26 protein-coding genes and 2 tRNA genes are annotated in these 26,671 nt (G+C 54.0%); 16 read left to right on the top strand and 12 right to left on the bottom strand.

Annotation, left to right across the window (positions count from 1 at the left end; translation table 11 throughout):
- Position 1 precedes the first annotated feature (1 nt).
- From hycF to hycI, 4 genes are read left to right on the top strand one after another with little or no spacing between them, the layout of a single operon-like run.
- Positions 2 to 544, top strand: a complete 543-nt coding sequence (hycF, locus tag OGW16_RS16535) for a formate hydrogenlyase subunit HycF (protein WP_016154185.1) — start codon at positions 2 to 4, stop codon at positions 542 to 544.
- Positions 544 to 1,311: a formate hydrogenlyase subunit HycG gene (hycG, locus tag OGW16_RS16530; protein ID WP_080626188.1), complete on the top strand. Its 768-nt coding sequence runs from the start codon at positions 544 to 546 to the stop codon at positions 1,309 to 1,311. The genes hycF and hycG overlap by 1 nt, the downstream gene beginning before the upstream one ends.
- On the top strand, positions 1,308 to 1,718 hold the full coding sequence (locus tag OGW16_RS16525; RefSeq protein WP_043017338.1) for a formate hydrogenlyase maturation HycH family protein: 411 nt from the start codon (positions 1,308 to 1,310) through the stop codon (positions 1,716 to 1,718). The genes hycG and OGW16_RS16525 overlap by 4 nt, the downstream gene beginning before the upstream one ends.
- Positions 1,711 to 2,181 (top strand): hydrogenase maturation peptidase HycI, encoded by a 471-nt coding sequence (hycI, locus tag OGW16_RS16520; RefSeq protein ID WP_043017337.1) that lies wholly within the window; start codon positions 1,711 to 1,713, stop codon positions 2,179 to 2,181. The genes OGW16_RS16525 and hycI overlap by 8 nt, the downstream gene beginning before the upstream one ends.
- 55 nt (positions 2,182 to 2,236) lie before the next feature.
- On the opposite strand, the gene OGW16_RS16515 is transcribed toward hycI, so the two are convergent.
- The 3 genes from OGW16_RS16515 to ascF form a co-directional block, all read right to left on the bottom strand.
- On the bottom strand, positions 2,237 to 2,476 hold the full coding sequence (locus tag OGW16_RS16515) for a SymE family type I addiction module toxin (RefSeq protein ID WP_043017336.1): 240 nt from the start codon (positions 2,474 to 2,476) through the stop codon (positions 2,237 to 2,239).
- 172 nt (positions 2,477 to 2,648) lie between these two features.
- Positions 2,649 to 4,073, bottom strand: coding sequence for a 6-phospho-beta-glucosidase (locus tag OGW16_RS16510; protein WP_087051262.1), 1,425 nt, complete (start codon positions 4,071 to 4,073; stop codon positions 2,649 to 2,651).
- 22 nt (positions 4,074 to 4,095) lie between these two features.
- A complete protein-coding gene (ascF, locus tag OGW16_RS16505; RefSeq protein ID WP_043017335.1) occupies positions 4,096 to 5,550 on the bottom strand; it encodes a PTS cellobiose/arbutin/salicin transporter subunit IIBC in 1,455 nt (484 codons plus the stop codon).
- 264 nt (positions 5,551 to 5,814) lie between these two features.
- Here ascF and OGW16_RS16500 point away from each other — a divergent pair, with 264 nt between their 5' ends.
- The 3 genes from OGW16_RS16500 (at position 5,815) to hypF (ending at position 9,855) form a co-directional block, all read left to right on the top strand.
- A complete protein-coding gene (locus tag OGW16_RS16500) occupies positions 5,815 to 6,828 on the top strand; it encodes a LacI family DNA-binding transcriptional regulator (protein ID WP_286518675.1) in 1,014 nt (337 codons plus the stop codon).
- Positions 6,829 to 6,973: 145 nt separating this feature from the next.
- Positions 6,974 to 7,519, top strand: coding sequence for an electron transport protein HydN (gene hydN, locus OGW16_RS16495; RefSeq protein ID WP_003037366.1), 546 nt, complete (start codon positions 6,974 to 6,976; stop codon positions 7,517 to 7,519).
- A 95-nt stretch (positions 7,520 to 7,614) separates the two neighbouring features.
- Positions 7,615 to 9,855: a carbamoyltransferase HypF gene (hypF, locus tag OGW16_RS16490; protein WP_286518629.1), complete on the top strand. Its 2,241-nt coding sequence runs from the start codon at positions 7,615 to 7,617 to the stop codon at positions 9,853 to 9,855.
- A 139-nt stretch (positions 9,856 to 9,994) separates the two neighbouring features.
- Here the strand turns inward: hypF and norW are convergent, their stop codons facing one another.
- Positions 9,995 to 11,128: an NADH:flavorubredoxin reductase NorW gene (norW, locus tag OGW16_RS16485; protein WP_286518628.1), complete on the bottom strand. Its 1,134-nt coding sequence runs from the start codon at positions 11,126 to 11,128 to the stop codon at positions 9,995 to 9,997.
- The gene (norV, locus tag OGW16_RS16480) at positions 11,125 to 12,573 is read right to left on the bottom strand and encodes an anaerobic nitric oxide reductase flavorubredoxin (protein WP_075145736.1); all 1,449 of its coding nucleotides are present in this window, start codon (positions 12,571 to 12,573) and stop codon (positions 11,125 to 11,127) included. The genes norW and norV overlap by 4 nt, the downstream gene beginning before the upstream one ends.
- A gap of 191 nt (positions 12,574 to 12,764) precedes the next feature.
- Here norV and norR point away from each other — a divergent pair, with 191 nt between their 5' ends.
- Positions 12,765 to 14,285 (top strand): nitric oxide reductase transcriptional regulator NorR, encoded by a 1,521-nt coding sequence (gene norR / locus OGW16_RS16475; RefSeq protein ID WP_075145737.1) that lies wholly within the window; start codon positions 12,765 to 12,767, stop codon positions 14,283 to 14,285.
- On the opposite strand, the gene gutQ is transcribed toward norR, so the two are convergent.
- The 7 genes from gutQ to srlA form a co-directional block, all read right to left on the bottom strand.
- The gene (gene gutQ, locus OGW16_RS16470) at positions 14,282 to 15,247 is read right to left on the bottom strand and encodes an arabinose-5-phosphate isomerase GutQ (RefSeq protein WP_038633059.1); all 966 of its coding nucleotides are present in this window, start codon (positions 15,245 to 15,247) and stop codon (positions 14,282 to 14,284) included. The genes norR and gutQ overlap by 4 nt on opposite strands.
- The gene (gene srlR, locus OGW16_RS16465; protein WP_003037350.1) at positions 15,240 to 16,013 is read right to left on the bottom strand and encodes a glucitol operon DNA-binding transcriptional repressor SrlR; all 774 of its coding nucleotides are present in this window, start codon (positions 16,011 to 16,013) and stop codon (positions 15,240 to 15,242) included. The genes gutQ and srlR overlap by 8 nt, the downstream gene beginning before the upstream one ends.
- Positions 16,014 to 16,083: 70 nt before the next feature.
- On the bottom strand, positions 16,084 to 16,443 hold the full coding sequence (gene gutM, locus OGW16_RS16460) for a transcriptional regulator GutM (RefSeq protein ID WP_043017330.1): 360 nt from the start codon (positions 16,441 to 16,443) through the stop codon (positions 16,084 to 16,086).
- A gap of 54 nt (positions 16,444 to 16,497) precedes the next feature.
- Positions 16,498 to 17,277, bottom strand: coding sequence for a sorbitol-6-phosphate dehydrogenase (srlD, locus tag OGW16_RS16455; protein WP_003037345.1), 780 nt, complete (start codon positions 17,275 to 17,277; stop codon positions 16,498 to 16,500).
- Between the two features lie 17 nt (positions 17,278 to 17,294).
- Positions 17,295 to 17,657 carry a PTS glucitol/sorbitol transporter subunit IIA gene (gene srlB / locus OGW16_RS16450; protein ID WP_043017328.1) on the bottom strand — a complete coding sequence of 121 codons (363 nt, stop codon included), beginning with the start codon at positions 17,655 to 17,657 and terminating at the stop codon, positions 17,295 to 17,297.
- Between the two features lie 13 nt (positions 17,658 to 17,670).
- Positions 17,671 to 18,642 carry a PTS glucitol/sorbitol transporter subunit IIB gene (gene srlE / locus OGW16_RS16445; RefSeq protein ID WP_075145739.1) on the bottom strand — a complete coding sequence of 324 codons (972 nt, stop codon included), beginning with the start codon at positions 18,640 to 18,642 and terminating at the stop codon, positions 17,671 to 17,673.
- Positions 18,639 to 19,202: a PTS glucitol/sorbitol transporter subunit IIC gene (srlA, locus tag OGW16_RS16440; RefSeq protein ID WP_003825953.1), complete on the bottom strand. Its 564-nt coding sequence runs from the start codon at positions 19,200 to 19,202 to the stop codon at positions 18,639 to 18,641. The genes srlE and srlA overlap by 4 nt, the downstream gene beginning before the upstream one ends.
- 264 nt (positions 19,203 to 19,466) lie before the next feature.
- Between srlA and mltB the strand changes: the two genes are divergently transcribed.
- From mltB to OGW16_RS16400, 8 genes are all read left to right on the top strand, one after another.
- Positions 19,467 to 20,546, top strand: a complete 1,080-nt coding sequence (mltB, locus tag OGW16_RS16435; RefSeq protein WP_032947148.1) for a lytic murein transglycosylase B — start codon at positions 19,467 to 19,469, stop codon at positions 20,544 to 20,546.
- Between the two features lie 192 nt (positions 20,547 to 20,738).
- The gene (gene pncC / locus OGW16_RS16430) at positions 20,739 to 21,236 is read left to right on the top strand and encodes a nicotinamide-nucleotide amidase (protein WP_043017326.1); all 498 of its coding nucleotides are present in this window, start codon (positions 20,739 to 20,741) and stop codon (positions 21,234 to 21,236) included.
- A 92-nt stretch (positions 21,237 to 21,328) separates the two neighbouring features.
- Positions 21,329 to 22,393, top strand: coding sequence for a recombinase RecA (gene recA / locus OGW16_RS16425; protein WP_087052082.1), 1,065 nt, complete (start codon positions 21,329 to 21,331; stop codon positions 22,391 to 22,393).
- Between the two features lie 86 nt (positions 22,394 to 22,479).
- A complete protein-coding gene (gene recX / locus OGW16_RS16420) occupies positions 22,480 to 22,980 on the top strand; it encodes a recombination regulator RecX (protein ID WP_043017324.1) in 501 nt (166 codons plus the stop codon).
- A gap of 128 nt (positions 22,981 to 23,108) precedes the next feature.
- Positions 23,109 to 25,736, top strand: coding sequence for an alanine--tRNA ligase (gene alaS / locus OGW16_RS16415; RefSeq protein ID WP_043017323.1), 2,628 nt, complete (start codon positions 23,109 to 23,111; stop codon positions 25,734 to 25,736).
- A gap of 238 nt (positions 25,737 to 25,974) precedes the next feature.
- A complete protein-coding gene (csrA, locus tag OGW16_RS16410; protein ID WP_000906486.1) occupies positions 25,975 to 26,160 on the top strand; it encodes a carbon storage regulator CsrA in 186 nt (61 codons plus the stop codon).
- A gap of 336 nt (positions 26,161 to 26,496) precedes the next feature.
- Positions 26,497 to 26,589 (top strand) — tRNA-Ser (locus OGW16_RS16405).
- A gap of 3 nt (positions 26,590 to 26,592) precedes the next feature.
- A tRNA-Arg gene (locus OGW16_RS16400) sits at positions 26,593 to 26,669 on the top strand.
- Positions 26,670 to 26,671: the final 2 nt, after the last annotated feature.

Raw genomic sequence — 26,671 nt, 5'->3', positions numbered from 1 at the left:
CATGTTTACCTTTATCAAAAAAGTCATCAAAACCGGGGCGCCGACGTCGTCGTATCCGCTGGAGCCGATTGCGGTCGATAAAAACTTCCGTGGCAAACCGGAACATAATCCGCAGCAGTGCATTGGCTGCGCGGCCTGTGTGAATGCATGCCCGTCGAACGCGCTAACGGTAGAAACCGATCTGGTTACCCATGAGCTGGCGTGGCAGTTCAACCTCGGTCGCTGCATCTTCTGCGCCCGCTGCGAAGAAGTCTGTCCGACGGCGGCAATCAAACTGTCGCAGGAGTATGAACTGGCGGTGTGGAAGAAAGAGGATTTCCTGCAGCAGTCCCGCTTTGCGCTGTGTAATTGCCGCGTCTGTAACCGCCCGTTTGCGGTACAAAAAGAGATCGATTACGCCATTGCGCTGCTGAAGCACAACGGTGACAGCCGTGCGGAAAACCACCGTGAAAGCTTTGAGACCTGCCCGGATTGTAAGCGCCAGAAATGTCTGGTGCCGTCTGACCGTATTGAACTGACTCGCCATATGAAAGAGGCCAGCTGATGAGCAATTTATTAGGCCCACGTGACGCCAACGGTATTCCGGTACCGATGACGGTGGATGAATCCATTGCCAGCATGAAAGCGTCGCTGCTTAAAAGCATCAAGCGTTCAGCGTACGTTTACCGTGTGGACTGCGGCGGCTGCAACGGCTGTGAAATCGAAATTTTCGCCACGCTTTCTCCGCTGTTTGATGCCGAACGTTTTGGTATCAAAGTGGTACCGTCGCCGCGCCATGCGGATATTCTGCTGTTTACCGGCGCGGTAACGCGTGCCATGCGCTCTCCGGCGTTGCGCGCCTGGCAGTCAGCGCCGGATCCGAAAATTTGTATCTCTTACGGTGCCTGCGGTAACAGCGGCGGTATCTTCCACGACTTATACTGCGTATGGGGCGGCACGGACAAAATCGTACCGGTGGACGTGTATATTCCAGGTTGCCCGCCGACGCCTGCGGCAACGCTGTACGGCTTTGCCATGGCGTTGGGACTGCTGGAACAAAAAATTCACGCGCGTGCGCCGGGTGAACTGGACGAACAGCCGGCGGAAATTCTGCATCCGGATATGGTTCAGCCGCTGCGTGTGAAGGTGGACCGCGAAGCACGTCGTCTGGCGGGATACCGCTATGGCCGTCAGATTGCTGATGACTATTTGACGCAGTTAGGGCAGGGCGAGCATCAGGTGGCGCGCTGGCTGGAAGCGGAAAACGATCCGCGTCTGACCGAGATCGTCACGCATCTTAATCATGTTGTCGAAGAGGCGCGTATCCGATGAGTGAAACGGTGGTGTTCAGCCAACTGAGCCGTAAGTTTATTGATGAGAACGATGCAACGCCCGCTGAGGCGCAGCAGGTTGTCTATTACAGCCTGGCGATTGGTCACCACCTTGGGATCATCGATTGCCTGGAAGCGGCGTTAACCTGTCCGTGGGATGAATATCTGGCGTGGATTGCTACGCTTGCCGAAGGCAGTGAAGCTCGCCGGAAAATGGAAGGCGTGCCGAAGTACGGTGAGATAGTCATCGATTTCAACCATGTGCAAATGCTGGCGCGCGCGTTCGATGATGCGCGTGCCGTGCAGACCCAGCAGCAGCAGGAGTGGAGCAAGCTGATGCTCAGCATGCTGCACGATATCCACCAGGAAAGCGCTATCTATCTGATGGTGAGGAGACACCGTGACTGACGTTTTATTATGTGTAGGTAACAGCATGATGGGCGATGACGGCGCGGGTCCGCTGCTGGCCGAAATGTGTGCCGCAAACCCTCAAGGCCAATGGGTTGTCATCGACGGCGGTAGCGCGCCGGAGAACGACATCGTCGCCATCCGTGAACTGCGCCCGCAGCGTCTGTTGATCGTGGATGCCACCGACATGGGGCTAAACCCCGGTGAAATCCGTATTATCGATCCTGATGATATTGCTGAGATGTTCATGATGACCACCCACAACATGCCGCTGAACTACCTGGTCGATCAGCTGAAAGACGACGTAGGCGAGGTAATTTTCCTTGGCATTCAGCCAGATATTGTCGGTTTTTACTACCCGATGACACAACCGATTAAAGATGCGGTTGATACCGTCTATCAGCGATTAGCTGGCTGGGAAGGACACGGTGGATTCTCCGAGCTGGAAGCGCCGGAAGAGTAAACCGTATCAGTGCCGGATGTGAGTGACATCCGGCCTGTTTCCCTGCGTATCCTCGTCACTCAATGGCCTGCTCAATAATTAATTTCCCCTGCATCACTGACACTTTTACTGCCGTACCGGTAGGAAACCCAGCTTGTTCCAGCCAGTCGCCGTTCAGCGTGAGTGAAGCGTGCCGACTGATTCGTCGCGTGAAACCCGTTTTGGGATCTTCATGGCGTTTTCTGACATAGCCGACTTTCAAACGACGTACGGGTTTGGTGATAGCCACTGCTATTTTGCCATTTTGATCAGTCATACACGTTTCCTTGTGGTGAACGGCCAGGATTAAAAACTACTGAATAAAATGCCAGTAAAAAAGGGCGCGAGCAAACCTGAAACTGGAAGGATGATTCCACATTTTGAATGCAATAAATGAAATGAAAATACGTACTTCTGCCGGAGGGCTGTAGACCCCTCCGGCAGGCCCGTCAGGCCAGATCGGTACCGTTGCTGGCGATCACTTTTTTGTACCACCAGAATGATTTCTTGCGGGTGCGCGCCAGCGTGCCGTTACCCGCGTCATCGCGGTCCACATACACAAAACCGTAGCGTTTGCTCATCTCACCGGTTGAGGCAGAAACCAGATCAATACAGCCCCAGGTGGTGTAACCCATCAGCGGCACGCCATCCTCAATAGCGTCTGCCATGGCGCGAATGTGCTCGCGTAAATAGCTGATGCGATAGTCGTCATTGATCTCGCCGTTAGCATCGATTTCATCTTTCGCCCCCAGCCCGTTTTCCACCAGAAACAGCGGTTTCTGGTAGCGGTCATACATCATGTTCATGGTAATGCGCAGACCGAGCGGATCGATGCCCCAGCCCCATTCGCTGGTGGCAATATATGGATTACGCAGCGATTTCACCACGTTGGCGGCGCTGGTATTGCCGGTGTTCATTTCAGCAGAGGCACAGCGCGATGCGTAGTAGCTAAACGAGACAAAATCGACGGTGTTTTTCAGGATGTCGTCATCTTCCGGGGCTTTTTCTATCACCACGCCTTTTTCGCGAAACACACGGGCAGAGTAAGCGGGGTAAGCCCCGCGCGCCTGCACATCAATAAAGAACAGGTTTTCGCGGTCTTTTTCCAGCGCGGTCCATACATCTTCCGGTTTACAGGAGTAAGGATAAAAATTGCCGCCAGCCAGCATACAACCGACCTGGTTTTGCGGATTAATTTCATGGGCAATTTTAGTCGCCAGGGCGCTGGCTATTAGTTCGTGGTGCGCGGCCTGGTATTTAACCTGATCCTGATTTTCACCTTCTTCAAATACCAGCCCGGCGCCAGAAAAGGGGCTGTGCAGCATAATGTTGATTTCGTTGAAGGTCAGCCAGTACTTCACCAGACCGTCGAACGCCTCGAAGCAGGTACGGGCGTAGCGGGTAAAGAACTCCACCATTTTGCGGTTACGCCAGGAGCCGTACTCGGTGACCAGATGCATTGGCACATCGAAATGGCACAGCGTGACCAACGGCTCAATTCCGTATTTTTTACACTCGGCAAACACGCTGTGGTAAAACGCGATACCCTCTTCATTCGGCGTCAGTTCATCGCCGTTAGGGTAGAGACGGCTCCAGGCAATGGAAGTACGAAAAACCGTAAACCCCATTTCCGCCATCAGCGCGATATCTTCTTTATAGCGATGATAAAAGTCGATCGCCTGATGGCTGGGATAAAATTCGTCATCCTGAAGCGTAAAGCGCTTTTCCTGACCCAGTTTGACGGGCATCCGGTGTGCGCCGTGAGGGATCATATCGACGGTGGTCAGCCCTTTGCCGCCTTCCCGGTATGCCCCTTCAGACTGGTTGGCGGCCAGTGCGCCGCCCCATAAAAATCCTTGTGGAAAAACAGACATAATTAACCTCAGTTGATACCAGTCAAATGCTGGCTCCATTGATATTGCCCGGTTGTGCGGCCTGATTTTTTCTGGCCTGCGCGGCTGCATCTTCGACAGGAATATCTTCAAAGCCGAGAATCAGTGTTAATACAAAGGAAAGCACTACTGCCAGCGCCATCACGCCAAATACCCAGACGATGGTCATCGGATTGGCCGGATCGAAAAACTGTACGCTGGTGAACAGGCCCGGAGCCGCCATGGAGTGGCTTGCCAGTCCGGCCATTCCGGCAACGGCGCCGCAGATAAAGCCGCTGATAAGGCTCGCAATCAGCGGACGTTTCAGGCGGATCGCCACGCCATACAGCGCAGGTTCGGAAATACCCGCCATAATGGCTGAGGCAGCTGCCGCTAACGCCGTCTGACGCAACTCCGGGTTTTTAGTTTTCCATGCTACTGCCAGCGATGAACCGCCTAACGACAAGTTGGCGCCGATTTCAGACGGCATCACCATGCCTTCTTTTCCGGTCTCGGCAATAGTCTGAATGATGGTTGGCGTAAAGACGCGGTGCATACCGGTCATTACCAGCAGCGGCCACAGCGCGCCCATAATGGCTACCGACAGCCAGCCGAGATAGCCGTGAATGGTATACACCAGCGCGGAAATCGCACTCCCGATCCAGATGCCTACCGGGCCAATGATGACGATGGCGAGTGGGGCGGCGATCAGTACGATCAGCATCGGTTTCAGGAAGTTTTTGGTCACCGCCGGAGTGATGCGATCGACCCAGCGTTCGATGTAAGACAGACACCAGGTCATGACCAGTGCCGGGATCACCGTATAGGTATACTTCACCGCCGTCACCGGGATCAGGGCGAACTCAACGTGTTCACCCTGCGCGGCCTTCGCCATCAGGTCGATAAAGCTGGGATGCACCAGTACCCCTGCGATGGCGATAGCCAGCGACATGTTAGTTTTGAATTTGATGGCTGCAGAAGCGGCGACCATCAGCGGCAGGAAGAAAAATGCGCCGTCGCCGATAACGGTCAGAATGGTGAGTGTGGACGAACCTTTCACCAGCACGCCGGTCATTTCCAGAACCATCGCCAGCAGCTTGAGCATTGATCCGCCGATAATTGCCGGGATCAACGGAGACATGGTGCCGATCAGCGCGTCGAGGATCCCCGCGCCAATCCGCTTCAGCGTCAGTCGGGGTTTGGTTTGCGGCTCAGCAGGTTGCATGTTGGCAGGCAACAGGCTGACCACTTCACGATACGCCTGCGAAACGGTGTTGCCGATAATCACCTGGCACTGATTATCGTTACGCACCACGCCGAGCACGCCAGAGAGCGTCTTCAGCGTCGCGCTGTCGACCTGCGAGTCATCTTTGATAACGAAACGCAAACGGGTCATGCAGTGGGTCACTGCTGTGATGTTGTCGACGCCTCCCAGAGCCGTCACAACGGAGCGCGCCAGCGCTGCATAATTCTTGGACATCGGATTTAATCCTGTTTTATCAGTAGAGTACGTTATGTTTTATCCGTTTACGTTGGTCGCTTTTCTGAGTGAATGAAACACAGATAGGAAACCGGTTCCACAAAATCATGTTTAAATTATGAATAATGAGCAAGATTTAATTTTGATCACTTTTTGTAATTGTGACTCCGATCACCATATGTCAGCGTCTGCGATTTAGCAGCAAGGACAGCGGCGAAACGGTGCAGTACACTGCGTCACATTGAGAGAATAGGGATGAGTAATATGACCACGATGCTGGAGGTGGCGAAGCGTGCCGGGGTGTCGAAAGCGACCGTTTCCCGGGTGCTTTCCGGAAACGGCTATGTCAGCCAGGAGACCAAAGACCGCGTGTTTCAGGCCATTGAAGAGAGTGGTTACCGCCCAAACTTGCTGGCCCGCAGTCTCGCAGCGAAAACCACGCAGACGCTGGGTCTGGTGGTAACAAATACCCTTTATCACGGCGTCTATTTCAGCGAGCTGCTGTTTCATACCGCGCGGATGGCGGAAGATAAAGGACGCCAGCTGTTACTGGCTGACGGTAAACACAGCGCTGAGGAAGAGCGCCAGGCGATCCAGTACCTGCTCGACCTGCGCTGTGACGCGATTATGATCTATCCGCGTTTTCTCAGCGTGGATGAGATAGACGATATCATCGACGCCCACAGCCAGCCGATTATGGTGCTTAATCGACGCTTGCGGAAAAACAGTAGCCACAGCGTGTGGTGCGATCAAAAGCAAACCAGCTTCAACGCCGTTACTCAGCTCATTGCCGCCGGGCATAAAGAGATTGGATTTATTACCGGTTCAATGGATTCCCCTACCGGCGTGGAGCGACTTTCAGGCTATAAAGACGCGCTGGCGCATCATGGTATCCCGCTAAACAATGATCTGATTGTTAACGGGAAATGGACGCCGGCCTGCGGCGCAGCGGGTGTGGATACTTTCCTTTCGCGCAAGGTCAAATTCACCGCGCTGGTGGCCAGTAATGACGATATGGCGATCGGCGCGATGAAGCAGTTGCACGTGCATGGCGTGCGCGTTCCTGCGCAGGTGTCGGTGATTGGCTTCGATGATATCGCCCTCGCGCCATACACTATTCCGGCGCTTTCCAGCGTCAAAATACCGGTGACGGAAATGATTCAGGAAACGATTGGACGTCTGATCTTTATGCTGGATGACGGGGCATTTACGCCGCCAAAAACCTTCACCGGCGAACTCATCCAACGCGACTCTGTTGCGCCGCTTGTCTTGCGCTGACGGCTGTCATTTGTCATCGTCACTAGTGACGATGACACGCCTTTCCTGCATTCGTCAGAATAAAAAACCTTTAATAACAGTCAATTAAAATCTGGCACGATTTGTGAATGCTTCGGCAGATATTCTGTCATTGCTGGAGAAATTGATGAACCGTTTCATCATTGCAGACGCCAATAAATGCATTGGTTGCCGTACCTGTGAAGTGGCCTGCGTGGTATCCCATCAGGATAACCAGGACTGCGCATCGCTGACCCCTGAAACTTTTTTACCCCGCATTCACGTCATCAAAGGCGTTAATGTCTCCACGGCGACGCTGTGCCGCCAGTGCGAAGACGCGCCGTGCGCTAACGTCTGCCCGAACGGTGCTATCAGCCGTGATAAAGGCTTTGTCCACGTGATGCAGGAACGCTGCATTGGGTGTAAAACCTGCGTTGTGGCGTGCCCTTATGGCGCAATGGAAGTGGTTGTGCGCCCGGTTGTGCGTAACAGCGGCGCGGGTCTGAACGTCCGTGCAGAAAAAGCAGAAGCCAATAAGTGCGATCTGTGCCACCACCGTGAGGCCGGCCCTGCCTGTATGGAAGTCTGCCCGACTCACGCGCTGATTTATGTGGATCGCAATAAGCTTGAGCAATTGAGCGCGGAAAAACGCCGTCGCGCGGCGCTGGATTCCACCGCATCTTTGCTGTTCTGATATCTGAAAATCCGCGTAAAATACGGCAGTACTTATGCCGGATGGCGGCTTTGCCTTATCCGGCCTACGGGGATAGATGACTGCGGGACTACCTAATGACAATAAACAACCACTCCGGCGTACAACTGCGTATTCGCGGTAAGGTACAGGGTGTCGGATTTCGCCCCTACGTCTGGCAACTGGCGCAGCGGTTACAACTGCATGGCGATGTGTGTAACGACGGTGACGGTGTGGTTGTGCGTGTGCAGGAAGATCCGGCGGAGTTTATTGCACAGTTGCATCAACACTGCCCACCGCTGGCGCGTATTGACAGTGTTGAGAGCGAACCATTCGTCTGGACGCAGCAGCCTGCCGATTTCTCGATTCGTCAAAGTGCTGGCGGTACGATGAATACGCAAATCGTTCCTGACGCCGCGACCTGTCCCGAATGCCTTGTTGAAATGAACACCCCCGGCGAACGTCGCTACCGATACCCCTTTATCAACTGCACCCACTGTGGTCCACGTTTTACGATTATCCGCGCCATGCCCTATGACCGGCCGTTCACTGTGATGGCGTCGTTCCCACTCTGTGCGCAATGCGATAAAGAGTATCGCGACCCGTATGATCGTCGCTTCCATGCCCAGCCCGTTGCCTGTCCGGCCTGCGGCCCTCATCTTGAGTGGTTCAGCGCGGATGAGCGGGCGGAGAAAGAAGAGGCGCTGCAGGTGGCGGTATCGCGGCTGAAAGCAGGCGGTATTGTGGCCGTTAAAGGCATTGGCGGGTTTCATCTGGTGTGTGATGCGCGAAATGATGATGCCATAGCGTTGCTCAGGTTGCGCAAACGCCGTCCGGCAAAACCTCTGGCGGTAATGCTGCCAGGTGATGACGGGCTACCTGAACCCGCTCGTCGTTTGCTGACTACCCCTGCCGCGCCGATCGTGCTGGTACAGAAGCGCTATGTCGCGGCATTGAGCGAAGGAATTGCGCCAGGGTTAACGGAGGTTGGCGTCATGCTGCCCGCGAATCCGTTACAGCATTTACTTTTACAAGAGATGAATTGCCCACTGGTGATGACCTCCGGCAATCTCAGCGGCAGGCCGCCGGCCATTACCAACGCGCAGGCGCTGGAAGATTTACGCGACATTGCTGACGGTTTCCTGCTGCATAACCGCGAAATTGTGCAGCGGATGGATGACTCGGTGGTGCGTGAAAGTGGGGAAATGCTGCGTCGTTCCCGGGGTTACGTACCGGATGCGGTAGCACTGCCGCCAGGATTTCGCGATGTGCCGCCGATGCTGTGCTTAGGCGCGGATCTGAAAAATACTTTCTGTCTGATGCGTGGCGAACAGGCGGTTATCAGCCAGCATTTGGGCGATCTCAGCGATGACGGCATTCAGCAGCAGTGGCGTGATGCGCTGCGCCTGATCCAGAGCATTTATGACTTTACGCCGCAGCGTATTGTGCACGATGCACACCCTGGCTATGTTTCCAGCCAGTGGGCCAGCGAAATGGAGCTGCCAGTTGAAACGGCGCTGCATCACCATGCGCATGCCGCTGCGTGTCTTGCCGAGCACGGCTGGCCGCTCGACGGTGGCGACGTGATTGCTCTGACGTTAGACGGTATCGGCATGGGGGAAAACGGCGCGCTGTGGGGGGGAGAGTGTTTGCGGGTCAACTATCGTGAATGCGAACACCTTGGCGGCCTACCTGCGGTAGCGCTGGCGGGCGGCGATCTGGCGGCAAAACAGCCGTGGCGTAACCTGCTCGCGCAGTGCCTGCGTTTTGTTCCTGACTGGCAGCGTTATCCGGAAACATCTGCGCTGCAGCATCAAAACTGGAATGTGCTGGCGCGCGCTATTGAACGGGGGATCAACGCTCCGCTGGCGTCATCGTGCGGACGGTTGTTTGACGCCGTTGCCGCTGCGCTGCAATGTGCGCCGGACTCGTTGAGTTATGAAGGAGAAGCGGCCTGCGCGCTGGAGGCGCTGGCATCGCAGTGTGATGATGTTGATCACCCTGTCACGGTGCCGCTTGATGGCAATGAACTGGACTTAGCGGTTTTTTGGCAGCAATGGCTGAACTGGCAGGCCAAACCAGCGGTAAGAGCGTGGGCGTTTCACGACGCGCTGGCGCGTGGGTTTGCTACTCTGATGCGAGAGCAGGCCGAAGCGCGTGGAATCAAGACGTTAGTATTTAGCGGCGGCGTGATGCATAACCGTTTATTGTCAGCCCGTCTGGCTATTTATCTGCATGATTTTACTTTACTGTTCCCGCAGCGTTTACCGGCGGGCGACGGTGGGTTGTCGTTGGGGCAAGGCGTGATTGCCGCGGCGCGAGCGTTGGCACAAAAATAAAAAAAGCCCCGGGACTGGCGGGGCAAGAAAAACATGTCGGGGCATACCGACAAATGGCAACGCACATCCATGTGCGTGAGGTTAATAAATCAGTAGCAGCGTAGCCGGATAAAGCAAAGCCGCCATCCGGCATCACGATTTACACGGGCAACGTTTTCAGCAACGCAAAGGCCTCTTTCATGCGGTCTTCACTGACGACGAACGCGCACAACTGACCTTCGTCGTTCATCCCTCTGGCGACCATCCCCTGCGTTTCGGCGGCAATTTGCCAGTTCAAATCGCGGCGCTGGGTTTCCCCGGCCAAATGCAATGGCAGTTCCGGCGTTTTGACTTTTACCAGCATGGCTGGCAGCTTCAACGGCGTATTGCCGCCGAGCAGGTTTTTCGCCAGATACATGGCGCTCAGTTGAATCGGTTGCAGGAACGGAAGTACCTGACCGTTAATTTCCGCACAGTCGCCGAGTGCGTAAATATCTGGATGGCTGGTTTGCAGGTAGCTGTCGACGCAGACGCCACGGTTGATGTTCAATCCGGCGCGGCGTGCCAATGCAGTTTCCGGGCGCAGACCGGTGGCGGCGATCACCGCATCGACTTCTACGCTGCGGCTACGATCGAGCGTGGCGCGAATACCCGATTCAGTTTTTTCCAGACCCTGAAGCTGGGATTTCAGCAGCAGATGCACACCCATATCGGTCAGACGATGCTGTAAGCGACTGCTGACTTCCGGTGGCATCAGCGAAGCCAGAATGCTGGCGGCGTTGTCGATAAGCGTTACCGCTTTACCGGCACGACAAAAATCCATCGCCAGTTCACTGCCAATCAAGCCGCCGCCGACAATCAGTACCCGCTGTGCGTCGCGCAGCTGCGTTTCACAGGCGCGGTACTCTTGTTGACTGTTCAACGTGAGCATTAACTCACGTCCGGTAACGGGCGGTACAAAGGCTGAAGCGCCCGTCGCCAGTACCAGCTTGTCGTACTGCCACTGATGATCCTGGCTTTTCACTACGTGAGCATCAGCGTCGATGTCGGTTACCCAGGTGTGCGGGAACAGGCGTAAATTAAACTGTTCGGCAAACTCTCCCGCCGACTGGCGGGTGAGGTCGTCTGCACGTTGCGACTGACTGATAACATGGCTGAGATCGGGCTTGTTGTACTCATCCATGCTGTCCGCAGCAATCAGGGTCAGCGGGACATTTGCATCCTGCTTACGGATATTTTTGACTAACTGGCGGGCAGCGAAGCCCGAACCAATAATGACAATTCCGCGGCTCATTTTGCCTCCGTTGCCAGTACGTCGAAGACGTCTTTACCTAATGAACATTCCGGGCACAGGAAGTTGTCAGGCACGTCGCTCCACGGCGTTCCCGGCGCAACATCCTGCAGCGGTTCACCTTTTGCCGGGTCGTAAATCCACTGGCACACGCTGCATTGCATGCATGGACCGAGATCGGCTGCTGCGGCTGCTGCGCAGGCGCACTCTTCTTCTTTGGATGCTGCTTTCACGGTTGTTTCCGGCAGTGGAGCAAGCGCCCACTGACGAGCAATTTCACGGCCGTGCTGGCGGCACAGTTCCAACGCATCCAGGTCCGGACGCCATTTGGCTTTGAGGCTCAGCGACATCTCGAAACCTGCATCCTGCAGGCGCGTGGATAAACGGTCTACCGCTCCGCCGCTCCAGCCGTGTGAGCCAAAAGCGCTGGCGCGTTTGTTACGAAAACGCAGGCCGGTCATCTCTTCCACGAGACCCGCGATTTTCGGCATCATCACGTTGTTCATCGTCGAAGTACCGACCAGTACGCCTTTAGAGCGGAAGACGTTAGTCAGAACTTCGTTTTTATCGCTACGGGCGACGTTAAAGATTTTCACCGCCACGTTCGGGTCAACTTCGTTGATGCCCTGGGCAATGGCGTCCGCCATCATGCGGGTATTGTTGGACATGGTGTCGTAGAAAATGGTGATCCGGTCTTCCTGGTAATCCGCCGCCCATTTCAGGTACATCTCAACGATTTGCGTTGGGTTGTCGCGCCATACCACGCCGTGAGAAGTGGCAATCATATCGACCGGCAGGTTGAAGCCGAGGATCTCAGTGATTTTCGGTGTAACCAGACGGCTGAACGGCGTCAGGATATTGGCGTAGTAACGCTGGCACTGTTCGAACAGTTCGGTCTGGTCAACTTCGTCGTTAAACAGACGTTCGTCGCAGTAGTGCTGACCGAAGGCGTCGTTACTGAACAGCACCGCGTCGCCGGTCATGTAGGTCATCATGCTGTCAGGCCAGTGCAGCATCGGCGTTTCAACGAAGATCAGCTGTTTGCCGTTACCAATGTCCAGTGAATCACCGGTTTTCACCACGTTGAAATTCCACTCCGGGTGATGGTGGTGCCCGTTGATGGAGTCAATGGCGTTGGCTGTGCAGTAAATCGGCGTATCCGGGATGCAGGACATTAGCTCGGTCAGCGCCCCGGCATGGTCTTCTTCCGCGTGGTTAATGATGATGTAGTCGATATCCGCGAGGTCAATTTCACTGCGCAGGTTCTGCACGAATTCACGGCTAAATTTGTGGTCTACTGTATCGATCAGGACATTTTTTTCTTCACGGATGAGATAGCTGTTGTAGCTGCTACCGCGCAGCGTTTTGTATTCAGTCCCGTGGAAATCACGAACTTCCCAGTCACGTTGGCCAACCCAATGAATGTTATTTTTAACCAGAATAGACATAGCAACCTCAGTAATTAATTCAGCGTTTTTCTAAAAAAGATGTTTTGCTTATTGCAGGTTGTGTGCCAACTTTTTATTTTATTGATTTTAAAGGTTTTATTGTTTGATGCTTATTAGGTGGTAGTCAAAATGACTATTCATTTTATTGTCAATATGACAATATGAATTGTCAAAATGACAATGAGGTAGTCATGAGCTTTTCCGTAGACGTGCTGGCGGGCATCGCCATTGAATTACAAAGCGGTATTGGACATCAGGACCGTTTTCAACGCCTGATAACCACCTTACGCCAGGTGCTGGAGTGCGACGCGTCGGCATTGCTGCGCTATGAGTCCCGACAGTTTATTCCGCTGGCGATCGATGGGCTGGCGCAGGATGTTCTCGGCAGACGCTTTACCCTGGAGGGGCATCCGCGTCTGGAGGCGATTGCCCGTGCCGGGGACGTGGTTCGTTTCCCTGCCGACAGCGATTTGCCAGACCCTTACGATGGGCTGATTCCGGGGCAGGAAAGCCTGAAGGTACACGCCTGCATTGGCTTACCGCTGTTCGCCGGTCAAAATCTGATTGGCGCGTTAACCCTGGATGGCATGGAGCCCGATCAGTTCGATGTTTTCAGCGATGAAGAGCTTAGACTGATTGCCGCGCTGGCGGCGGGCGCGCTGAGCAATGCGCTGCTGATTGAACAACTGGAAAGCCAGAATATGCTGCCAGGCTCATCAACGGCTTTCGAGCAGGTGACTGAAACGCAGATGATTGGTCTGTCGCCCAATATGATGCAGCTGAAAAAAGAGATTGAGATTGTGGCAGGGTCCGATCTCAACGTACTGATTAGCGGCGAAACGGGGACCGGGAAGGAGCTGGTGGCTAAAGCTATCCATGAAGGTTCGCCGCGCGCGGTAAACCCGCTGGTGTATCTGAACTGCGCGGCGTTGCCGGAAACCGTAGCCGAAAGTGAGCTGTTTGGGCACGTAAAAGGCGCGTTTACCGGGGCTATCAGCAATCGTAGCGGTAAGTTTGAAATGGCCGACAATGGGACGCTGTTTCTTGATGAGATTGGCGAACTCTCGTTAGCACTACAGGCTAAGCTGCTGCGCGTATTGCAGTACGGTGATATTCAGCGTGTGGGTGACGATCGCAGTCTGCGCGTGGATGTGCGGGTGCTGGCGGCGACGAACCGTGACTTACGCGAAGAGGTGCTGGCCGGGAATTTCCGTGCGGATCTGTTCCACCGTCTGAGCGTCTTTCCCCTTTCCGTACCGCCTCTTCGCGAACGCGGCGAAGATGTGGTGCTGCTGGCCGGCTATTTTTGCGAGCAATGTCGGCTGCGGCTGGGGCTTTCCCGCGTAGTGTTAAGCCCCGGCGCGCGTAGCCATCTGCTGAATTATGGCTGGCCTGGAAACGTGCGCGAGCTGGAACATGCCATTCACCGGGCGGTGGTTCTGGCAAGGGCGACCAGGGCAGGGGATGAAGTGGTACTGGAGGCGCAGCATTTTGCCCTGCTGGATGAAGGTCCGGCTCCGCAGGCGGCAGAAGTTGTTGCGGAGATCCCACAGCATCACAGCCTGCGTGAGGCAACAGAGTCTTTCCAGCGGGAAATGATCCGTCGGGCACTGGCGCAAAATAACCATAGTTGGGCGGCAAGTGCGCGAGCGCTGGAAACAGACGTCGCCAACCTGCACCGGCTGGCGAAACGTCTGGGGCTGAAGGATTAGATAATACCGGCCTGATAGAAATCCTGCAGGTTGATAGCACCGGTGAGTTTACCGTTTTCATCTACCACCGGTGCGGCAGTGATTTTGCGCTTCATCAGGATCTCTTTGGCATCAATCGCGCGGCTCTGCGCCTGCAGCGTAATGCCATTATGGGTCATTGCTTCGCTAACCTGAGTGGTGAGCGCTCCGCCGCCAACCAGCCAGCGGCGCAGGTCGCCGTCGGTAAAGACCCCTTTCACCAGTGACGCGTCGTCGCAGACCGCCACCAGGCCAAGACCCGTGCGGCTGAGTTCCAGCATCGCGTCCATGACGCTGGTGGTAAGCGTCACCTGCGGAATGGCATCGTCACGGCGCATCAGATGATGCACTTTATTTAACAGACGAGCGCCCAGCGCACCTGCCGGATGCGAGCGGGCAAAATCTTCCTCGTTAAAGCCGCGCGCCTGCATTACGGCGATTGCCAGTGCGTCACCCATCATTAAAGTGTTCACGGTGCTGGACGTTGGTGCCAGACGCATCGGACAGGCTTCGCGCTCAACGGAAATATCCAGCACGGCTTTGGCGGCCAGACCCAGCGGTGAGGTCGGTTTTCCGGTCATTGCCAGCAGGGCGACGGATTTGTCTTCCAGGCGTGGGATGATGAGATCCAGCTCTTTTGCGCCGCCAGAGTAGGAGATAAATAGCATGACATCGCGGCTTTCAATCATCCCTAAGTCACCGTGCAGCGCTTCCGCCGGATGCACAAAAAAGGCGGGCGTGCCGGTACTGGCGAGGGTCGCTGCGATTTTTTTGCCAATATGGCCGGATTTTCCAATCCCGGAGACGATCACTTTGCCTTCGCAGTGGATGATAGTATTGGCGGCACGGACAAAATCATCGCCCAGCCGCTCAGGCAGTCGGCTGGCTTCCTGTAGTTCCAGCATTAACGTCTGGCGGCCCGCGTTCAGTAGTGCATCACTCATTGGTTTCTCCGGTTATGATTACTTCAATCCCTTTTGCTTCCAGCGCCTGACGAAACGCAGGGTCGATACCCGCATCGGTAATCAGCTTGTCGACGCTTTCCAGGCTGCACACAACATTGGGGCTTTTGCGCCCGAATTTTGACGAGTCAGCCATCAGAATCACTTCACGAGCAGCATTACACATCGCTTTACTGACGCTAAACACCTCATTAAAGGTGGTCACGCCGGCATTGAGGTCAATGCCGTCGGTTCCCATGAAGAGTTTATCAAAGCTGAACTGCTCAAAGGCGTTTTCTGCCAGCTGACCGTGAAATGACGCAGATTTTTTGCGAAAGGTCCCGCCGGGCATCAGGATGGTTTGCTCGTTGTCCAGCTCCGAAAGGGCGTTAACAATGTGCAGACTGTTGGTCATGACGGTGATGTTGCTAAAGCGTGTGAGCATCGGCACCATCTGCAATACGGTGCTACCCGCATCCAGAATAATAGAGTCGCCATCGTGTATAAAACGGACGGCGGCTTCGGCAATCTGCTCTTTTTTATGCGTATTGATTAGCGTTTTATGATCGATTGGCGGGTCGGATTCGTCTTTATTTAATACTACGCCGCCATAGGTACGAATGACGGTTCCGGCATTTTCCAGAATGACCAGGTCTTTGCGAATGGTCGTTCCGGTCGTGTCAAAGTAGTGGGCCAGTTCTTCAACCGAGCATTTTCCCTGCTTTTGCAGATGCTCCAGTATGGCAGCCTGACGCTGACGAGGTTTCATAGGCGTGATTACCCTGACTTAATAGGTTGCAAAATGATAATTTCGCAAGCTATTAGCATTCACAACGAAATTACCCATGTTTCAGTTTAAGCGCCAATGATAGTGCATTCTGCGCTAACGGATCATGGGGAAAGATCACATCAGGCTGTAAATCATCAAGATGTTTGCCCATTATTGTGGCAATTTTGCCGGGTCTGGCGAATACCGTAAGACCTTTCATAAACAACGTATCGGTAACCCGTTGCCGCTCATCCAGCGCGATGGCGACTACCACGCGTGGTTTAAACCGTCCGCCGGAACGACCGACGCCAACCCGACCCCGTTGGCAGAGTTTATCAAACGCCCGGTTAAAGCGGGATATTTGCCAGCCGCCAAGCGCCAGTTGCAAACACCAGGCGATAGCGGCGACGGTAATCAGTGCGGAAACCATATGTACTCCTTTGATTTTGCCGGATAAGCGCAGTCGCCATCCGGCAATTCAACATTAAAACATCACCTGACCGCCGGTGACGTTGATGGACTGCCCTGTGCAGTAAGAGGCTTTCGGGCTGGCGTAAAACAGCAGCATATTCAACACGTCCTGATAATCGCAGCCGCGCTTGAGCGGAACCTTATCAATGTAATACTGCTCAACTTCGTCTGGCTTAAGGCCAAGCTTGGTCGCATATTGCGGCAATAACGACTGAAACATCGGTGATTTCAGCAGATTACCGAGCATCAACGAATGCACGGTAATCCCGTATTCCGCCAGATCCAGCGCCAGCGACTGGGTTAGGCCCACGCCGCCAAATTTTGCCGCGCTATAACCTGAGTTGTGTTTACTGCCCACTTTCCCTGATTTGGAGTTGATCTGGATAATGCGCCCCTGAACGCCATCGCGGATCATCAGGCGTGAGAATTCACGTGCGCAGAGGAAGTAGCCAACCAGATTCACTTGCAGCGAGCGGTCGAAATCCCCAAGCTGAAAGTCGCTGATAAACGCGGCTTTAGCGATACCCGCGCTGTAAACCAGCAGATCGACGCGGCCAAATATTTCATCCACTCCGCGCGATAACGCCAGCACGCTCTGCTCGCTGGTGGCATCTGCGCCAAAACCGTAGGCGGTGCCTTCGCCAAACTCGGCGTTAATTTCCTGCGCGACGTTGGCGGCTTTATCGCTTTGAATATCCACTACCGCGACGCGGTATCCCTCTGTCGCAAGCCCACGGCAAAGGAATGCCCCCAGGGTCTGGCCTCCACCAATGACAACGGCAACCTGATTCATCTTTATCTCCTTCAATCTTAAGCAACAAACTTCAAAATACAGCCCGGCGCTATACCGTCTGGTACAGGACCCGCAACGTGTACGGTGCCAGGGAATTCCGCTTCACTCAGTCCGTCAAAACGCAGGGTGATATGGCCCAGTTCACGTAAGTTTTGTTCCGCCACGCTGCCAACGGCCGTGACCGGGTAGTGATGCTGACCCAGCACAAATTGGATCCCTGCTTGCAATGAGCCGCTTAGTTCTCCGTGGCAATGGATGAAGCAAAACTCCTCGATATCCGCAGGGGCACCTTCACGAAAGGTAATCAGCATCTGGTCGCAGAGCGCATCCGGGGCACTCTGTCCGATGCGGGTGATGGTGGTTTGATAAATCACGGTCATTTTTGAGTGCCTCTTATTGGTAAATAAAGCCGGAAACAAACCAGGCGATGAGAACGGTAGGCGCGCCGGTCAGAAAACGGCTCACCAGAACAGATGGCACGCCGACGCGGACCGTGTCCTGACGCGCTTCGGCCAGCGACAACCCGACAGGAATAAAATCGCATGCAGCCTGGGCGTTAATGGCGAACAGGGCAGGTAGCGCCAGATGTGGAGGGATGTTCCCCAAACCAATCTGTACGCCGATCAGAACGCCGATAACCTGGGCGATAACCGCGCCGGGGCCGAGAAAAGGTGACAGCAGCGGGAAAGAACAGATCAGCGCCAGAGTGACCAGTCCCAGCGGATGGCTGGCCAGTGGTGCGAGTCCATGGGCAATCCAGTCCCCCAGACCAGAAGCCATGATGATGCCGATCAGCGCCGAGACGAACGCCATAAATGGCAGAATGGTTTTCAGAACGGTATCGATAGTGTCGCGTCCGGCCTGAAACAGAACCGCAACTGCTGAACCCATTCCCATCCCAACTTTTGCCAGCAGACCGTCGCTTTGTTCCGTAATTTTCTTGCTGGCGTCGTACTCGCGACCAATCGTGCTGCTTGCAGGCGTTGTCGCAGCGGATGCTTCACCGACAATGGTAATATTTTCTTCTTTTACGCCAGAGACATAGATGTCTTCGATAATGTACTGGGCCAGTGGGCCTGATTTACCTGTAGCGTGAATATTCACCGTCGGTATACGACGTTTGGGATAGATCCCGCAGCGCAGCGTGCCGCCGCAGTCGATGATCGCCACGCCAATTTCGTTTTCCGGCGGCTCGCCTTCTTTGAAGCCATCAACGGCCTGCCAACCGGTCAGACTTGCTATCCTGTCGACTATTGCGGGGCGAGTCCCGGCGGTGATATAGACAATTTTCTTGCCCGGTTCGGCATCCAGTTCAAGCGGGCCGCCCCAGCCGCCGGTGCCTTTTTCAATACGAATACGCGTCATGATGTTGCTCCCGCCAGATGTACTTTCTGCTCAAGTTGAATGCCCATTTTTTTCTCAAAGATGGCGGTGGTGAAATCAGTCACCCAGCCGCGGAAGAAGTTGGTCACCAGACCGACCAGCAAATAGCTCACCGCTAGCGGGCCGAGCGGAAGACCCAGCGTGGTCAGTCCGCTGGCGATCCCCAGATAGACGAACAGTTCACCAGGGTTGATGTGTGGGAATAAGCCGTTCATGGAATGGCAACTGTATGAGGCGGCGGCGTAGTAGCTGGGCTTGTACTTTTCTGGCATAAAGCGGCCCAGGCTCAGCGTCATTGGGTTACAAAACACAAATGTGCCGATGCACGGCAGCAGCAGATAGCGGGACAGCGGGTTTCCGGCGCAGCGCTGGGCAAAACGTTCAATGCGCTGCTGACCGATAAAGTTAATTAGCGCATTCATGATGACCAGCAGACTGATCAGCAGGGGCAGAATACCGGTTACCATGCCGGTAAAGACCTCTCCGCCTTTCTGGAACAACCCGATAAACCACTCAGCACCGAGTGTGATGGTGTCGATCATTATTCTCTCCTGTAGGGTTTTTAGTTATCTTGCCAAACGGTAACTAATTTTAATCAGATCGAAAGATTTAAAAGTGTTATTTTGATCTCAAAATGAAAGATAAATATTTTAATTTGAAAGATTGTGCGTAAGGGATCGCAAATGTGTCGGTCGGGGGGGCAAGAGGGGGGAAATTCTGTGAAGGAGAGTGACAACTACTTCCTTGTATGGAGGAGGATGCTTTACCATACTTCTCCCAGGCTGAATTTGTTTAATGGATGTCTCATGTTCAAGCGTCGTTATGTAGCGTTACTTCCCCTTTTCGTATTGCTTGCTGCTTGTAGCAGCAAACCTAAACCTTCAGAGACTCAAACGACTACGGGTACGCCTTCCGGCGGTTTCCTGCTTGAGCCACAGCATAATGTCATGCAAACGGGCGGCGATTTTGCCAATAATCCGAACGCGCAGCAGTTCATCGAGAAAATGGTGAACAAGCACGGCTTTGACCGCCAGCAGTTGCAAGAGATCCTGTCGCAGGCCAAGCGTCTGGACTCGGTATTGCGATTGATGGACCGCCAGGCACCGACGACTCAACCGCCAGCCGGGCCTAACGGCGCATGGTTGCGGTATCGTAAACAGTTCATCACGCCGGATAACGTGCAAAACGGCGTGGCCTTCTGGAACCAATATGAAGATGCCCTTAACCGTGCCTGGCAGGTCTATGGGGTACCGCCGGAAATTATCGTTGGCATTATTGGCGTAGAGACTCGCTGGGGCCGCGTGATGGGTAAAACGCGGATTCTGGATGCGTTGGCGACGTTGTCGTTTAACTATCCTCGTCGTGCAGAATATTTCTCTGGTGAACTGGAAACCTTCCTGCTGATGGCGCGAGATGAAAGCGACGATCCGCTTGATTTGAAAGGTTCTTTCGCAGGGGCGATGGGCTATGGCCAGTTTATGCCATCTTCCTATAAACAATATGCCGTTGATTTTAATGGCGATGGCCACATTAACCTGTGGGATCCGGTTGATGCTATCGGTAGCGTGGCAAACTATTTCAAAGGTCACGGCTGGGTGAAAGGCGATACGGTTGCGGTTCCGGCCAATGGTCAGGCGCCTGGGCTAGCGAACGGCTTTAAAACCCAGTACAGCATATCTCAGCTTGCCGCCGCGGGCCTGACGCCGCAGCAGTCGTTGGGGAATCATCAGCAGGCCAGCCTGCTGCGCCTGGATATCGGTACTGGTTATCAGTACTGGTATGGACTGCCGAACTTCTACACCATCACCCGCTACAATCACAGTACCCACTACGCGATGGCCGTGTGGCAATTGGGTCAGGCAGTCGCACTGGCGCGCGTGCAGTAATCGTTCCACCGGCCTACCGGAAGATATCTCTTGTAGGCCGGATAAGATGCCCTGGTATCGCCATCCGGCAGGTCTTATTTATGCCACGGAGCAATTTTTGGAATCCCCCTCGTAAATCGTTCTCTCCATCCCCACATTGGTTATGAAAGTGCTATCTTGTCCGGCATATTTTTTTAACTGACAGAGGCTGAAATGACTGACAGTGAACTGATGCAGTTAAGCGAGAAGGTTGGCCTGGCGCTGAAGGCGCGCGGTGCAACCGTAACAACGGCGGAATCCTGCACCGGCGGCTGGGTAGCCAAAGTGATTACGGATATTGCCGGCAGCTCCGCCTGGTTTGAGCGTGGGTTTGTGACCTACAGCAATGAAGCCAAAGCGCAGATGATTGGCGTGCGCGAAGAGACGCTGGCCCAGCATGGCGCGGTGAGCGAGCCTGTCGTGGTGGAGATGGCGATTGGTGCGCTAAAAGCCGCCCGCGCGCATTTCGCTGTTTCGATAAGCGGTATTGCGGGGCCGGATGGTGGCAGTGAAGAAAAGCCCGTGGGGACGGTATGGTTCGCTTTTGCCAGCGTGAGTGGCGAGGGGATTACCCGCCGGGAATGCTTCAGCGGCGATCGCGACGCGGTACGTCGACAGGCGACCGCCTACGCGTTACAAACCCTGTGGCAACAATTTCTACAAAATACTTGATACTGTATGAGCATACAGTATAATTGCCTCAACAGAACATTATCTATCACGTTTCGCGGTTTAACCCGAAAGCGGCATGACAGGAGTAATTAATGGCTATCGACGAAAACAAACAGAAAGCGTTGGCGGCAGCGCTGGGTCAGATCGAAAAGCAATTCGGTAAAGGCTCCATCATGCGCCTGGGTGAAGACCGTTCCATGGATGTGGAAACCATCTCCACCGGTTCGCTTTCTCTGGATATCGCACTGGGCGCGGGCGGTCTGCCAATGGGCCGTATCGTCGAAATCTACGGGCCTGAATCCTCCGGTAAAACGACGCTGACCCTGCAGGTTATTGCCGCCGCACAGCGCGAAGGTAAAACTTGTGCGTTCATCGATGCGGAACATGCGCTGGATCCTGTCTATGCGCGCAAACTTGGCGTTGATATCGACAACCTGCTGTGTTCTCAGCCGGATACCGGTGAGCAAGCGCTGGAAATCTGTGATGCGCTGGCGCGCTCCGGCGCGGTTGACGTTATCGTTGTCGACTCTGTTGCCGCATTGACGCCGAAGGCAGAAATCGAAGGCGAGATTGGTGACTCTCACATGGGCCTTGCGGCACGTATGATGAGCCAGGCAATGCGTAAGCTGGCCGGTAACCTGAAGCAGTCCAACACGCTGCTGATTTTCATCAACCAGATCCGTATGAAGATTGGCGTGATGTTCGGTAACCCGGAAACCACCACCGGTGGTAACGCCCTTAAGTTCTATGCTTCTGTCCGCCTGGATATCCGTCGTATTGGCGCGGTGAAAGAAGGCGACAACGTGGTTGGTAGCGAAACCCGTGTTAAGGTCGTGAAAAACAAAATTGCAGCGCCGTTCAAACAGGCTGAATTCCAGATTCTTTACGGTGAAGGTATTAACTTCTACGGCGAACTGGTTGACCTGGGCGTGAAAGAGAAGCTGATTGAAAAAGCGGGTGCATGGTACAGCTACAACGGTGAGAAAATCGGTCAGGGTAAAGCGAATGCGACCAACTGGCTGAAAGAAAACCCGGCAACTGCGAAAGAAATTGAGACGAAGTTACGTGAGTTACTGCTCAACAACCAGGATTCAACGCCTGATTTCTCCGTTGATGACAGCGGTGAAGACGTAAAAGAAACGAACGAAGATTTCTGATAATCTGTTTTGAATCGCATGTTTTGAATCGCATATAGTAAAGGGCTGCATATCATGCAGCCCTTTTTCATTTCTGAAGGCTCACTATGACAGAAGCAACTTCTCGCCGTTCGGCTTATTCACGACTTCTTGACCGCGCCGTACGTATTCTGGCAATGCGCGATCACAGCGAGCAGGAGCTGCGGCGCAAGCTGGCCGCTCCAGTGATGGGGAAAAATGGACCGGAAGACATTGATGCTACGCCGGAGGATTACGACAAGGTCATCGCCTGGTGTATTGAAAGTCGTTATCTGGATGATGATCGCTTCGTTCAGCAGTTTATCGCCAGCCGTAGCCGTAAGGGCTATGGACCTGCGCGCGTGCGCCAGGAACTAAACCAAAAGGGGATCACGCGTGAGGCTATCGAACGAGCGATGCGCGAGTGCGAAATTGACTGGGCAGTTCTTGCGCGCGAGCAGGCCATTCGGAAATACGGAGAACCTTTACCTGTAGATTTTTCAGATAAGGTAAAGGTCCAGCGTTTTTTGCTCTATCGTGGCTATCTGATGGAAGATATTCAGGCAATATGGCGAAATTTTGACGATTGAGCGCATACGGGATTTTACTTCCCAGTAAAGAAAACTTATCTTATTCCCACTTTTCGATTGCCAGAGGCGCAGTTTACGTGCCGATGCTGGTAATGATATTTCGTTAGCTTGATTTCTTCAGGATAATTATGAGCAAGAGCACCGCTGAGATCCGTCAGGCGTTTCTCGATTTTTTCCATAGTAAAGGACATCAGGTAGTTGCCAGCAGCTCCCTGGTACCGAACAATGACCCTACTTTGTTGTTTACCAACGCCGGGATGAACCAGTTCAAGGATGTTTTCCTTGGCCTCGACAAGCGTAATTATTCCCGCGCAACCACCTCGCAGCGTTGCGTACGTGCGGGCGGTAAGCACAACGACCTGGAAAACGTCGGTTACACTGCACGTCACCACACTTTCTTCGAAATGCTGGGCAACTTCAGCTTCGGCGATTACTTCAAACACGACGCCATTCAATACGCGTGGGAACTGTTGACCGGTGAAAACTGGTTTGCCCTGCCAAAAGATCGTCTGTGGGTCACCGTCTATGAAACTGACGATGAAGCCTATGAAATCTGGGAGAAAGAAGTCGGTATTCCACGCGAACGTATCATCCGCATCGGTGATAACAAAGGCGCGGCTTATGCTTCCGACAACTTCTGGCAGATGGGTGATACCGGTCCTTGCGGCCCGTGCACCGAAATTTTCTACGACCATGGCGACCATATTTGGGGTGGCCCTCCGGGAAGCGCAGAAGAAGATGGCGATCGCTACATTGAGATCTGGAATATCGTCTTCATGCAGTTCAACCGTCAGGCTGACGGCACCATGGAACCGCTGCCGAAACCGTCCGTGGATACCGGTATGGGTCTGGAGCGTATTGCGGCAGTGCTGCAACACGTTAACTCCAACTATGAAATCGACCTGTTCCGCTCACTGATCGAATCCGTGGCAAAAGTTACTGGCGCGACCGATTTGAGCAACAAGTCGCTGCGCGTTATCGCCGACCATATCCGTTCCTGCGCATTCCTGATTGCCGATGGCGTTGTTCCGTCGAATGAAAACCGTGGTTATGTGCTGCGCCGTATCATTCGTCGCGCGGTACGTCATGGCAATATGCTGGGCGCGAAGGATACCTTCTTCTACAAGCTGGTTGGTCCGCTGGTGGAAGTCATGGGTTCAGCAGGTGAAGAACTGAAGCGTCAGCAGGCTATGGTTGAGCAGGTTCTGAAAACCGAAGAAGAGCAGTTTGCACGTACTCTGGAGCGTGGTCTGGCGCTGCTGGATGAAGAACTGGCAAAACTGTCCGGCGATACGCTGGATGGCGAAACCGCATTCCGTCTGTATGACACCTACGGTTTCCCGGTTGACCTGACGGCAGACGTTTGCCGTGAGCGCAACATTAAGGTTGATGAAGCCGGTTTTGAAGCTGCAATGGAAGAACAGCGCCGTCGTGCGCGTGAAGCCAGCGGCTTCGGCGCAGACTACAATGCGATGATTCGCGTTGATGGCGCCTCTGAATTTAAAGGCTACGAACACCTGGAACTGAACGGCAAAGTGACCGCGCTGTTTGTTGATGGTAAAGCAGTAGACGCAATTAACGCAGGTCAGGACGCAGTTGTCGTTCTGGATCAGACGCCATTCTATGCGGAATCTGGCGGTCAGGTTGGCGACAAGGGTGAACTGAAAGGCGCGGGCTTTAGCTTTGCGGTCAGCGACACACAGAAATATGGCCAGGCCATTGGTCACATCGGCAAGCTGTCTACGGGTTCTCTGAAAATTGGCGATGCAGTACAGGCCGATGTTGATGATGCACGTCGTGCGCGTATTCGCCTGAACCACTCCGCAACGCACCTGATGCACGCGGCGCTGCGCCAGGTACTCGGTACGCATGTAGCGCAGAAAGGCTCGTTGGTTAACGATAAAGTGCTGCGCTTCGACTTCTCTCATACCGAAGCTATGAAGCCTGATGAAATCCGTGCCGTTGAAGATCTGGTGAATGCGCAAATTCGTCGCAACCTGCCGATTGAAACGAACATCATGGATCTCGAAGCGGCGAAAGCCAAAGGCGCAATGGCGCTGTTTGGCGAGAAATATGACGATCACGTGCGTGTTCTGAGCATGGGGGATTTCTCTACCGAACTGTGTGGCGGTACTCACGCCAGCCGTACGGGTGATATCGGTCTGTTCCGCATAGTGTCCGAGTCAGGCACCGCGGCGGGCGTTCGTCGTATCGAAGCCGTAACCGGTGAAGGCGCTATCCAAACCGTGCATGCTGAGAGCGATCGCTTAAGCGATATTGCGCAGCTGCTGAAAGGCGATAGCCAGAATATCGGTGACAAAGTTCGTTCCGTACTGGAGCGTACGCGTCAACTTGAAAAAGAATTGCAGCAATTGAAGGAACAGGCTGCGGCACAGGAGAGTGCAAATCTTTCCAGCAAAGCAGTTGATATCAACGGCGTGAAGCTGCTGGTCAGCGAACTCGCGGACGTTGAGCCGAAAATGTTGCGTACCATGGTTGATGATCTGAAAAATCAACTGGGGTCTACCGTTATCGTTCTGGCAACGGTAGTGGAAGGTAAGGTTTCTCTGATTGCGGGTGTGTCTAAGGACGTGACAGATCGCGTGAAAGCAGGGGAACTGGTTGGCATGGTCGCTCAGCAGGTAGGCGGTAAGGGTGGCGGTCGTCCGGACATGGCGCAAGCCGGTGGTACGGATGCAGCGGCTCTGCCTGCAGCGTTAGCCAGTGTGAAAGGCTGGGTCAGCGCAAAACTGTAATAATTATAAGCGTAAGCCGACGCTGCGGACTTCAGTCCGCAGCGGTTGGATCAACGCTATCGACAACGATAAAGTCAGGTTGAAGTTGTGTATATCGGCTAAACTTAGGTTTAACAGAATGTGATGCCGTGACTGCTTACACTTAGGTGTTTGTCATCGCTTACTTTTTGGCGTTATATGATGGATAATGCCGGGATACAGAGAGACCCGACTCTTTTAATCTTTCAAGGAGCAAAGAATGCTGATTCTGACTCGTCGAGTTGGTGAGACCCTCATGATAGGCGATGAGGTCACCGTGACAGTTTTAGGGGTGAAGGGCAACCAGGTGCGCATTGGCGTAAACGCCCCGAAAGAAGTTTCTGTCCATCGTGAAGAGATCTACCAGCGTATCCAGGCTGAAAAATCCCAGCAGTCCAGTTACTAAGGTTTTCGCGTCTCACCTTTCTGGTGAGGCGCAACCTGATTGAATAGTCCTTTTTCTTCTCTTTTCTATTTTGTCTTCCCCATTTTTTCGATTCCACTGCGCGTATTGCCTTTTCCTGCGACGTTTCCGTTTGTTCACTGCTTCAGGAAATTGCCAATTTATCTGTTGATAAAACACTCTTTTTGCCGTTTTTGCAGACTAATTGCGCGTGAAATGTGCAAACGATAAAAGCTCTGGAAAAATTGTTTGACTTATAAGTCCCAGAAAGTAATATGTGCGCCACGCAGCGACGATGAGCAGAAACAAGTTCTTCGAAGCACTCGCAAGAGGCGTGTTGGTGAGGTGGCCGAGAGGCTGAAGGCGCTCCCCTGCTAAGGGAGTATGCGGTCAAAAGCTGCATCCGGGGTTCGAATCCCCGCCTCACCGCCATTTGCATCCGTAGCTCAGCTGGATAGAGTACTCGGCTACGAACCGAGCGGTCGGAGGTTCGAATCCTCCCGGATGCACCATC

Origin of the sequence: Citrobacter sp. Ce104 (genome assembly GCF_030334595.1) — a bacterium.
GTDB classification, from domain to species: Bacteria; Pseudomonadota; Gammaproteobacteria; order Enterobacterales; family Enterobacteriaceae; genus Citrobacter; species Citrobacter europaeus.
Note: the sequence above shows the minus strand (reverse complement) of the source record. Positions and strands in the feature narration are given on the sequence as shown.

What these genes read in the sequence shown, in the direction of transcription:
- srlR (WP_003037350.1), bottom strand. Translation starts at nt 16,013, where the DNA reads ATGAAACCTCGTCAGCGTCAGGCTGCCATACTGGAGCATCTGCAAAAG.
- OGW16_RS16515 (WP_043017336.1), bottom strand. Translation starts at nt 2,476, where the DNA reads ATGACTGATCAAAATGGCAAAATAGCAGTGGCTATCACCAAACCCGTA.
- mltB (WP_032947148.1), top strand. Translation starts at nt 19,467, where the DNA reads ATGTTCAAGCGTCGTTATGTAGCGTTACTTCCCCTTTTCGTATTGCTT.
- pncC (WP_043017326.1), top strand. Translation starts at nt 20,739, where the DNA reads ATGACTGACAGTGAACTGATGCAGTTAAGCGAGAAGGTTGGCCTGGCG.
- gutQ (WP_038633059.1), bottom strand. Translation starts at nt 15,247, where the DNA reads ATGAGTGATGCACTACTGAACGCGGGCCGCCAGACGTTAATGCTGGAA.
- OGW16_RS16510 (WP_087051262.1), bottom strand. Translation starts at nt 4,073, where the DNA reads ATGTCTGTTTTTCCACAAGGATTTTTATGGGGCGGCGCACTGGCCGCC.
- alaS (WP_043017323.1), top strand. Translation starts at nt 23,109, where the DNA reads ATGAGCAAGAGCACCGCTGAGATCCGTCAGGCGTTTCTCGATTTTTTC.
- ascF (WP_043017335.1), bottom strand. Translation starts at nt 5,550, where the DNA reads ATGTCCAAGAATTATGCAGCGCTGGCGCGCTCCGTTGTGACGGCTCTG.
- srlE (WP_075145739.1), bottom strand. Translation starts at nt 18,642, where the DNA reads ATGACGCGTATTCGTATTGAAAAAGGCACCGGCGGCTGGGGCGGCCCG.
- srlB (WP_043017328.1), bottom strand. Translation starts at nt 17,657, where the DNA reads ATGACCGTGATTTATCAAACCACCATCACCCGCATCGGACAGAGTGCC.
- hycG (WP_080626188.1), top strand. Translation starts at nt 544, where the DNA reads ATGAGCAATTTATTAGGCCCACGTGACGCCAACGGTATTCCGGTACCG.
- gutM (WP_043017330.1), bottom strand. Translation starts at nt 16,443, where the DNA reads ATGGTTTCCGCACTGATTACCGTCGCCGCTATCGCCTGGTGTTTGCAA.
- srlD (WP_003037345.1), bottom strand. Translation starts at nt 17,277, where the DNA reads ATGAATCAGGTTGCCGTTGTCATTGGTGGAGGCCAGACCCTGGGGGCA.
- csrA (WP_000906486.1), top strand. Translation starts at nt 25,975, where the DNA reads ATGCTGATTCTGACTCGTCGAGTTGGTGAGACCCTCATGATAGGCGAT.
- recA (WP_087052082.1), top strand. Translation starts at nt 21,329, where the DNA reads ATGGCTATCGACGAAAACAAACAGAAAGCGTTGGCGGCAGCGCTGGGT.
- norR (WP_075145737.1), top strand. Translation starts at nt 12,765, where the DNA reads ATGAGCTTTTCCGTAGACGTGCTGGCGGGCATCGCCATTGAATTACAA.
- hycF (WP_016154185.1), top strand. Translation starts at nt 2, where the DNA reads ATGTTTACCTTTATCAAAAAAGTCATCAAAACCGGGGCGCCGACGTCG.
- srlA (WP_003825953.1), bottom strand. Translation starts at nt 19,202, where the DNA reads ATGATCGACACCATCACACTCGGTGCTGAGTGGTTTATCGGGTTGTTC.
- OGW16_RS16500 (WP_286518675.1), top strand. Translation starts at nt 5,815, where the DNA reads ATGACCACGATGCTGGAGGTGGCGAAGCGTGCCGGGGTGTCGAAAGCG.
- hydN (WP_003037366.1), top strand. Translation starts at nt 6,974, where the DNA reads ATGAACCGTTTCATCATTGCAGACGCCAATAAATGCATTGGTTGCCGT.
- norW (WP_286518628.1), bottom strand. Translation starts at nt 11,128, where the DNA reads ATGAGCCGCGGAATTGTCATTATTGGTTCGGGCTTCGCTGCCCGCCAG.
- norV (WP_075145736.1), bottom strand. Translation starts at nt 12,573, where the DNA reads ATGTCTATTCTGGTTAAAAATAACATTCATTGGGTTGGCCAACGTGAC.
- recX (WP_043017324.1), top strand. Translation starts at nt 22,480, where the DNA reads ATGACAGAAGCAACTTCTCGCCGTTCGGCTTATTCACGACTTCTTGAC.
- hypF (WP_286518629.1), top strand. Translation starts at nt 7,615, where the DNA reads ATGACAATAAACAACCACTCCGGCGTACAACTGCGTATTCGCGGTAAG.
- OGW16_RS16525 (WP_043017338.1), top strand. Translation starts at nt 1,308, where the DNA reads ATGAGTGAAACGGTGGTGTTCAGCCAACTGAGCCGTAAGTTTATTGAT.